Origin of the sequence: Dyella sp., assembly GCF_036568765.1 — a bacterium.
In the GTDB taxonomy this organism is placed as follows: domain Bacteria; phylum Pseudomonadota; class Gammaproteobacteria; order Xanthomonadales; family Rhodanobacteraceae; genus GSA-30.
In genome coordinates this window covers 1-8,326 of the sequence record NZ_DATCRY010000105.1, presented here as the reverse complement: position 1 = coordinate 8,326, position 8,326 = coordinate 1, and the positions used below count along the sequence as shown (strand labels likewise).

Here is an 8,326-nt window from a genome sequence, read left to right as displayed (position 1 = left end):
ACCAAGAACGGCATTCCCGTACGGTTATCCGACGTAGCGACGATTACCAGCGGCCAGCAAGATATCTACCAGGCGGCCTGGTTCAACGATCAACGCACGGTGTCGATGCAGATCAGCAAACGTGCGGACGCCAATGCCGTGGCGACCGTAGAGCAGATCCGCGCCAAATTGCCCGGCTTCAAGAATCTGTTGCCTGCCGACGTCGAAATCACGCCGGTCTTCGACTTGACCCAGACGACCCGGTCCGCACTCAACGAAGTTCAGACCGCGCTACTGATTTCCATCGCGATGGTGGCGTTCGTGATGTTCGTGTTCCTGCGACGCATGCGCCCTACCCTGATCGCGATGATCAGCGTGCCTCTGTCGCTGGCCGGCGCCTTTGTGGTGATGTGGATCCTTGGCTACACGCTCAATACCTTGTCGCTTGTCGCGTTGGTATTGTGCATCGGCTTTGTCGTCGACGATGCGATCGTCGTGACGGAAAACATCGTGCGCCACATGGAGAATGGCCAGCCTGCCCTGGTGGCGGCACTGACCGGTGTACGCGAGATCGGCTTTACGGTGATCTCCATTACACTCTCGCTCATCGCGGTGTTCGCGCCGATGCTGTTCGGCAACAACATGATCGTGATGCTGCTGCGCGAGTTTTCGGTCACCCTCACGGCTGCGGTGGTGATCTCCGCGCTGGTATCGCTGACGCTGACCCCGGCTTTCTGCGGGTATTTCCTCAAGCTCGAGCATGAGGGCGACAAGACGCCCGGCCGCCTCGAACGCGCGCTGGAACGATTCGACCGCACACTGCATCGCGCCTATGAAAGCGCTCTGAACTGGGCAATGCGCCATCGCCGGCTGATGCGCTGGCAGCCGATTATCCTGCTGGCCGCCACGGTAGGGTTGTGTGTCGCCGTCGTCGCTACGGCAGGCGGCACGTTCATGCCGGAAGAAGACATCGGCATGTTGCAGGCCGACATCGTCGCCGATACCAATATCTCGCCGGCGCTGATGGCCGAACGAGCCAAGGAGGCAGCGGAGATCATGCGCAAGGATCCGGCCGTACTCGATGTGCTGACATTGCTCGGTGGCAATGACGGCAGCAGCGCCGTCGGCAATTCCGGCACCATGTACATCGACTTGAAGCCGCTTGGCGATGGGCCGAACGATCGCCACGAGAGTGCCAAGAAGATTATGGAGCGGCTCTCCAAGCAATACGACGCATTGCCCAACATCCGCGTCTCGCTGAATCTGGTGCAGTTCCTTGGCGGCGGCGGCAGCGGCGGTCGTGGCACCTCGTACGAGTTCCAGCTGATCAGTACCGACGGCGACGACCTGCAGCCATGGACCCTGAAGATGGTCCGTTACATGCGTACGCTCAAAGACCTGCGCGACGTCGGCAGCAATTTCGATCAAGTCGGCAAGCAGCAGATGATCAAGGTCGACCGGGAAGCCGCCGGCCGCTTGCAGGTCGGCATGGGCATGGTCGACTCCGCACTATACGACTCGTTCGGGCAGCGCCAGGTATCGATCATCTATTCGGATATCAACCAGTACTGGGTCGTGCTGACCTCGTCCAAGGCCGATTCGCTCAGTCCCGAGGCCTTGCTCAACCTGCGCGTACGCAATGCGCAGGGACAGATGATTCCGTTCTCGGCAATAGCGCGGATCTCACCCGATATCAGCCCGATGGGCATTCGCCATCATAATCAGCTGGAAGCTTCGACGATTTCCTACAACCTGGCACCGGATGTCACGCAGGATCGCGGTGTCGCCCTGGTCAACCAGGCGGCGATCGCGGTCGGTCTGCCTGCTGGCGTCCATGTCGAGTTCACCGGCCAGAATCAGCGACTGCAGCAGGCGCAGAACAGTGGCTGGATTCTGCTCGGCGCGGCGATCGTTGCGATGTACATCGTGCTGGGCATTCTTTATGAGAGCCTCGGCCACCCGCTGACCATCCTCTCCACCCTGCCCGCAGCCGGGGCCGGCGCGTTCCTGGCCATGCTGGTGACGCAGACCCCGCTCTCGGTGATGGCGATCATCGCGATCCTGATGCTGATCGGCATCGTCAAGAAGAACGCGATCCTGATGGTGGACTTTGCGCTGGTGGCGCAACGCGAGCGCGGCTTGCCCGCGCCCGAGGCCATCCGCGAGGCCGCTCTGGTGCGCTTCCGCCCGATCACCATGACCACCCTGGTCGCCATGGGGGCGGCCCTGCCATTGGCGATCGGTTTCGGGGTCGGTTCGGAAATGCGTCAGCCACTGGGTATCGCCATCGTCGGCGGCCTGCTGGTCTCGCAGTTGCTGACCTTGCTCAGTACGCCGGCAATCTATCTGTGGAACTACGACCGCAAGGTGCGCAAACAGGCACGGCGCGAGCGCAAGGCGGCAAAGCGGGCGTTGAAGGCAGCGACGCAGGCGACGTAGCGATCGCATCGGGAGATGGGAGACCGTGGCGCGACAACCGCCCCGGATTTGGGCATCGAAACGATCTCTCGCCGCTATAAAAAAAAGGGCGCCGCATGGCGCCCTTTTAGCTTCCGTTTGCCGAACTTTATTCGCCTATGGAGACAGGTGCCGGCTGCGTGGGTACTTTCGGCAACATGCCAGTCTTGGACGGCTGTACCAGCATATGCGCCTGCTTCCAACCGCCCCAGCGGTAATAGGCCATCGCAAGCAGCATGGATAGCAGCGAGCCGAGCGGAAAACTCCACCAGATCGCATCCGCCCCCATGCTCGACATCAGGCTCAGCGCGAATGGCGGGCGCACCAGCCACATGGTGATGGTGAGGATGATCAACGGAGCCCAGACGGCACCGGTGGAGCGCACCACACCGAAGATCACAAAGGTGACGCCGAAGAAAACGAACGACCACACGACGATCGCATTGAGATGTTCGGCCAGGTGCAGACCGACGCTATCGCCAGGCAGGAACAGATTCAGCGCCGGCTGGTTGAACAGGTACACGAGAGCGACCAGCGTCCCGCTGAGCAGGAAGTTATAGCCCACGCCGGTCACGGCGATGCGGCCGACCCGGTCCCATAGCCGTGCGCCGACATTCTGCGCCGCCATCGACGAGACGGCTGCGCCGATGGCCATCGCCGGCATCTGCACGTAGTTCCACAACTGGGTCGCCGCACCGTATGCGGCGGTAGTCTGCGAGCCATAGCTGTTCACCAGGCGCATCATCAGGATCGCCGAGGACGAGATCACGATCATCTGCAGGCCCATCGGCAAGCCCTTGAAGATCAAGGCGCGCAGGATCGTCGTATCCGGCAGCAACAGCTTGAGCTCGGCGCGGGTGATACGCAGGAAGTACTTGCGGGCGTACAACGTGCCGAGCAGCGCGAATAGCGCGACGCTCTGTGCGATCAGCGTCGCAGTCGCCGAACCGGCGATTCCCATCTTCGGAAACGGGCCGAGACCGAAGATCAGAATCGGATTCAGCGCCACATCCAGTACTACCGACAAACCCATGAACATGAACGGCGTACGCGAATCGCCCGCGCCGCGCAGTGTCATCATCATGAAGTTGTAGAAGTACATCGACGGTAACGCCAGGAAGATGATCCGCAGGTACGGCACCGCATAGGGCAGGGCATCGGCCGGCGTGCCCATGGCGCGCAACAGCGCGGGCGTAAACAGATAGCTCAGCGCCGCAATGGTGATCGATATGGCCAGGAAGAAACCGGCGCTGGTGCCGACCACGCGCTTGGCTTCCAGGACATTGCGCGCGCCCAGGCTTTGCCCGACCAGAATGGTGCAGGCCATGCTTACACCGAACACCGCGCTCAGCAGCAGGAACAGGATCAGCGTGGCATTGCTGGTTGCGGTCAGCGCCGATTCGCCCAGGTAGTGCCCGATCCACATGGCATTGACCGAGGCGTTGAGCGATTGCAACACCGTGCTGCCCAGGATCGGCAACGCAAACAACAACAGGGTCTTGGCGATCGGACCTTCAGTCAGCAGGGGCCGACGCGCTTGTGGGGACGACATGGATGCGGTTTCGCTTTGGAGAAAAGAAAGAATAGCGCGTTATGAGAGGCCTACGATGCGCGGCGTTCGTCCCAGGCGATCGCCGCGAGTTTGCGCAGATGATCGCGCACATCGGCGGGCCAAGGTGCGGTGAGCGCATCGAAGCGTTCGGCTTCGCCGCGCCAGAACGCTCTAGAGGCTTCTTCGTAACCGGGATAGTCGCCCGCCATGACGCGCATGAAGCGATCGGCTGCCTCGTTCGCCTGGCTGGCACGGCCTTCGGCATCGCCCCGACGTATCGCGGCCTCGACCAGCCGACGCAAAACCGCCGAAGCACCGCCCGGCTGCTCGGCCAGCCAGTCCCAGTGGCGTGGCAGCAGAGTCACTTCGCGTGCGGTCACCCCCAGCCGGGGACGGCCCGGCCCACGGGCAGGCGAGGGCTCGGTAACTTGCAGACGCGCCAGCACATCCTGTTCGCTACCGCGCAGATCGAGTTCGATCTGGCGTGCGTTGCTGTCGTCGAAAATGAGCACCGGCATTTCCGCCTGCGCATCGATAACGCGCTTGACGGCCAACGCGACGTCGGCAAGCGCTCCGGAAGCCAATCGGCGGGTGCCGGCGAAGGCGGTGCAAGTCATGGCTGGATTCATAATTTTACCCGGCTGAAATAGCAGCATATATTACCCGGGTAATTACCCCTGTCAACAGGCGATTGTCACTGTTCGATCACAGGAAACAATGTGTCCTTGAATTCAGCAGTACGGCCTTCACTTAACGTGAACCCGTTTTTGTAAACTATTAAGTACACAAAAGCTTTCCTTAAGCCTAAGGATCCACCCGTATCATGCGTCTCATCACCTTTGCCCGCAGCGCTCTCGCCCTGGCCCTGCTTGGACTGACCCTACCCGCCGCAGCGGCGCGCCTGGAAATCCAGGGCGGCCGCAGCTACATGGACAGCCACGGCACTAACGCTGCTTTCGTCGAGTTTGTCACCGACGACAGTCAGATCGGCCATAGCAACTTCACTTGGGCCGGCGACTTCTCGCTCGGCTACATCAACGGCCGCGACATCGCGCGCTACCGCAACACCAGATACGGCACCACCGATGACGTCAAGCTGTTGGCAGGCGGCGTTCGCTTGCAGTACGGCAGCGACGACGACTGGTATCACGGCTTTTTCTGGGCACCGCAGGTGGCCGTGCTGAGCGGCAAGACCATTGCGCTCAGCAGTACCGGCGAATTCGTCAATACGGTGGGCTACCAGTTCAAGCATTGGAGCCTGCAGATTCGGCACGTTTCGAATGCCGGCATCCACGACCCGAACCGCGGGGAGACGATGGCCCTGGTGGGCTTCGCGTTCAATCTATAAGGCGGCCCGGACGGATCGGAAAAAAAGCCCGCGTTATGCGGGCTTTTTTTTGGACTGCCGTGTAGGTAGAGGTCCGCTCTCTAAAGGAACGAGAGATGGCTGGGCGCGAGGGGCACAGTCTCAGTGCGCACCGCCGCCAGCACCTGCCTTTGCCGAAAATGGCGGCCGTGCCAACCACACCACCACGATCAGAGCGAAGAAGATCCAGCCGAGTACGTGGAATACTTCGTTGAACGAGATCTGGTAACCCTGCTGGGTAATCATCTGGTTGATCACCGCCATCGTGTGCTGGCTGTCGCCCATCTGTGCCACGGCGGCCTGCGTATTCTGGTCGTAGGGCGTGATGTGCTCGGTCAACTGCGCGTGGTGCACGATCGCGCGGCGATCCCACATGAAGGTGGTCAGCGACGCGGAGAAGCTGGCTCCCACGGTGCGCAAGAAGGTCGCCAGGCCGCCACCGGCGGCAATTTCGTGGGGCTGCAGGTCCGATAGCAGGATCGTGGTCACCGGCATGAAGAACAACGCCACGCCAAGGCCTTGCAACAACTGCACGCCAGCGACGTGGGCGAAATTCACATCGAGGTAGAACTGCGAGCGCAGCAGGCAGGTAAGGCCCATGACGAAGAACGCGCACGAGGCCAGGAAGCGCAGATCGAAGCGGTTCGCATACTTGCCGACGACGAAGGTCAGCAGCACCGGCAGAATGCCTAACGGTGCGCTGGCGAAACCGGCCCAGGTCGCGGTGTAGCCCATGTTGCGCTGGAGCCATTGCGGGATCAGCAGGCCGATGGCAAAGAACGCGGCATAGGCCAGCACCAGGGCAATCGTACCGGTGCGGAAATTGTGATGACGCAACAGCTTCAGGTCGACGATCGGATCTTTGTCGGTCAGTTCCCAGATCAGGAACACGATCAGCGCGATCGCGGAGACGATGCTGGTGATGACAATGAAAGACGAGTTGAACCAGTCTTCGTCATTGCCCTTGTCCAGCACGATCTGCAGCGCGCCCACACCGATCACCAAGGTGATCAGGCCGACATAGTCCATCTTCGGCCGCGATGTGACATCGTTGCGACCTTTCATCTGATTCGCCACGACCATGCTGGCGAAAATGCCGATGGGCACGTTGATGAAGAAGATCCAGGGCCAGGAGTAGTCATCGGTGATCCAGCCGCCCAGGATCGGGCCGGCAATCGGCGCGACCACCGTCACCATCGCCAGTAAGGCCAAGGCCATGCTGCGCTTGGCCGGCGGGTAGATCGAGATCATCAAGCTCTGGGTGATGGGATACATCGGGCCGGCGACCGCGCCCTGGATCGCGCGGAACAGGATCAGCATGCCCATGCTTTGGGAGATGCCGCACAGGAACGAGGCCAGCGAGAACAGCAGGGTCGACCAGATGAACAGCTTCACTTCGCCGAATCGGCGGGTGAGGAAGCCGGTCAGCGGAAGGGCGATAGCCATGCTGACCGCGAACGAGGTGATCACCCAGGTGCTCTGGTTCACGCTCACACCGAGGTTGCCGGCAATCGTCGGCAACGACACGTTGGCAATGGTCGTGTCCAGCACCTGCATGAAGGTGGCCAGCGACAGGCCTATCGTCGATAGCCCGATGCTCGGCGGACGGAAGGAAGTGTTCATGGCTTTGTTTGCGAGGGCTTGGGGATGCCCCTCGCCATAATGGCGAGGGGTCCGGGACGGCTTACTGCTTCGACGCGTCGGCCGCGCTACTGCCGGCGGTATTGGCGTGGATGATCTGGTCGATCACGCCATTGGCCTGGGTGAGCTGCTTGGTGTACACGTCGGTGTTGAACGCCGGCGAGGTCGGTGCCTTCTGCGCCAGCATCGGGCCGCTCTGGTCGTGCAGGCTCACTTCCACGTCGGTCGACAGACCGATGCGCAGCGGATGTTCATCGAGCTGCTTGGGATCGGTGAAGAAGATGCGCACCGGCACGCGCTGCACGATCTTGATCCAGTTGCCGGTAGCGTTTTGCGCCGGGAGCAACGAGAACGCGCTACCCGTGCCCACGCCAAGGCTTTCGACCGTACCTTTGTACTTGACGCTGCCGCCATAGACGTCGGCCGTGACTTCCACCGGCTGGCCAAGGCGCATATGGGTCAGCTGGGTTTCCTTGAAGTTGGCGTCGATCCACACCTGGTGCAGCGGCACGACGGCCATCAGCGGCGCACCGACGGCGATGCGCTGGCCCAGCTGCACGGAGCGCTTGGCGACATAACCGTCCACCGGCGCGATGATCGTGGTGCGCAGATTGTCCAGATAGGCCTGGCGCAGACGCGCCGCGGCGGCCATCACATCCGGATGCGAAGCGACGACCGTATCGTCGACCAACACCTTGTTGGTCTGCAGCTGCTGCTCGGCGGTGGTCATCGCACTCTGCGCGGAATTCAGCGCATCGAGGGCATGCGACAGCTCTTCGCTGGAGATCGCACCGGATTTGGCGAGATCGCGGCGGCGGTTGTAGTCCGCACGCGCCTTGTCCAGCGCCACCTTGCGCACGGCTACATCGGCCTGCGCACCGGATACCGTGCTATACAAGCCGCGTACGCGGCGCACGGTGCTGCCTAGGTTGGCCTTTGCTTCGGCCAGCGCGACTTCGGTATTGGCGCGATCGAGCGTGACCAGCACATCGCCGGCATGCACCAGGTCGCCGTCGTCAGCGCCGATGGTCACCACGGTGCCGGGCACCTGCGGGGTGACCTGCACGATGTTGCCGTTGACGTAGGCGTCGTCGGTACCTTCGTACCAGCGACCGTCGAAGTAGTACCAAAGGCCCCAGGCGATGGCGACGAGCACCAGTACGCCAGCGAGCAGGCGCAACAGCAGGCCGCGGCGGCTCTTCTTGGGAGGGACAGCCGTAGCGTCGGCTGTGACGGGATTCTGGCTAGACATGACAAATCAGCCTCAGGAACGGGAAGGGGTAGGGGAGGAAGCCACGGCAGCGTCATCGGGCTGCGGGCGATAGCCGCCG

6 protein-coding genes are annotated in these 8,326 nt (G+C 61.9%); 2 read left to right on the top strand and 4 right to left on the bottom strand.

Annotated elements, in window-relative coordinates; translation table 11 throughout:
• Positions 1–2,418, top strand: a 2,418-nt coding sequence (locus VIM98_RS07650) for an efflux RND transporter permease subunit (RefSeq protein ID WP_331992507.1), incomplete at its 5' end; no start/stop codon positions are given.
• 127 nt (positions 2,419–2,545) lie between these two features.
• Here the strand turns inward: VIM98_RS07650 and VIM98_RS07645 are convergent.
• Both VIM98_RS07645 and VIM98_RS07640 read right to left on the bottom strand, forming a co-directional pair.
• Entirely contained in the window at positions 2,546–3,988 is a 1,443-nt protein-coding gene (locus tag VIM98_RS07645; RefSeq protein WP_331992506.1) for an MATE family efflux transporter, read from the bottom strand.
• 50 nt (positions 3,989–4,038) lie between these two features.
• Positions 4,039–4,605 (bottom strand): DUF2239 family protein, encoded by a 567-nt coding sequence (locus VIM98_RS07640; protein ID WP_331992505.1) that lies wholly within the window; start codon positions 4,603–4,605, stop codon positions 4,039–4,041.
• Positions 4,606–4,811: 206 nt separating this feature from the next.
• Between VIM98_RS07640 and VIM98_RS07635 the strand changes: the two genes are divergently transcribed.
• Positions 4,812–5,336 (top strand): acyloxyacyl hydrolase, encoded by a 525-nt coding sequence (locus tag VIM98_RS07635; RefSeq protein ID WP_331992504.1) that lies wholly within the window; start codon positions 4,812–4,814, stop codon positions 5,334–5,336.
• 120 nt (positions 5,337–5,456) lie between these two features.
• On the opposite strand, the gene VIM98_RS07630 is transcribed toward VIM98_RS07635, so the two are convergent.
• Both VIM98_RS07630 and VIM98_RS07625 read right to left on the bottom strand, forming a co-directional pair.
• The gene (locus VIM98_RS07630) at positions 5,457–6,977 is read right to left on the bottom strand and encodes a DHA2 family efflux MFS transporter permease subunit (RefSeq protein ID WP_331992503.1); all 1,521 of its coding nucleotides are present in this window, start codon (positions 6,975–6,977) and stop codon (positions 5,457–5,459) included.
• A 61-nt stretch (positions 6,978–7,038) separates the two neighbouring features.
• Positions 7,039–8,247, bottom strand: coding sequence for an efflux RND transporter periplasmic adaptor subunit (locus VIM98_RS07625; RefSeq protein WP_331992502.1), 1,209 nt, complete (start codon positions 8,245–8,247; stop codon positions 7,039–7,041).
• Between the last annotated feature and the right edge of the window lie 79 nt (positions 8,248–8,326).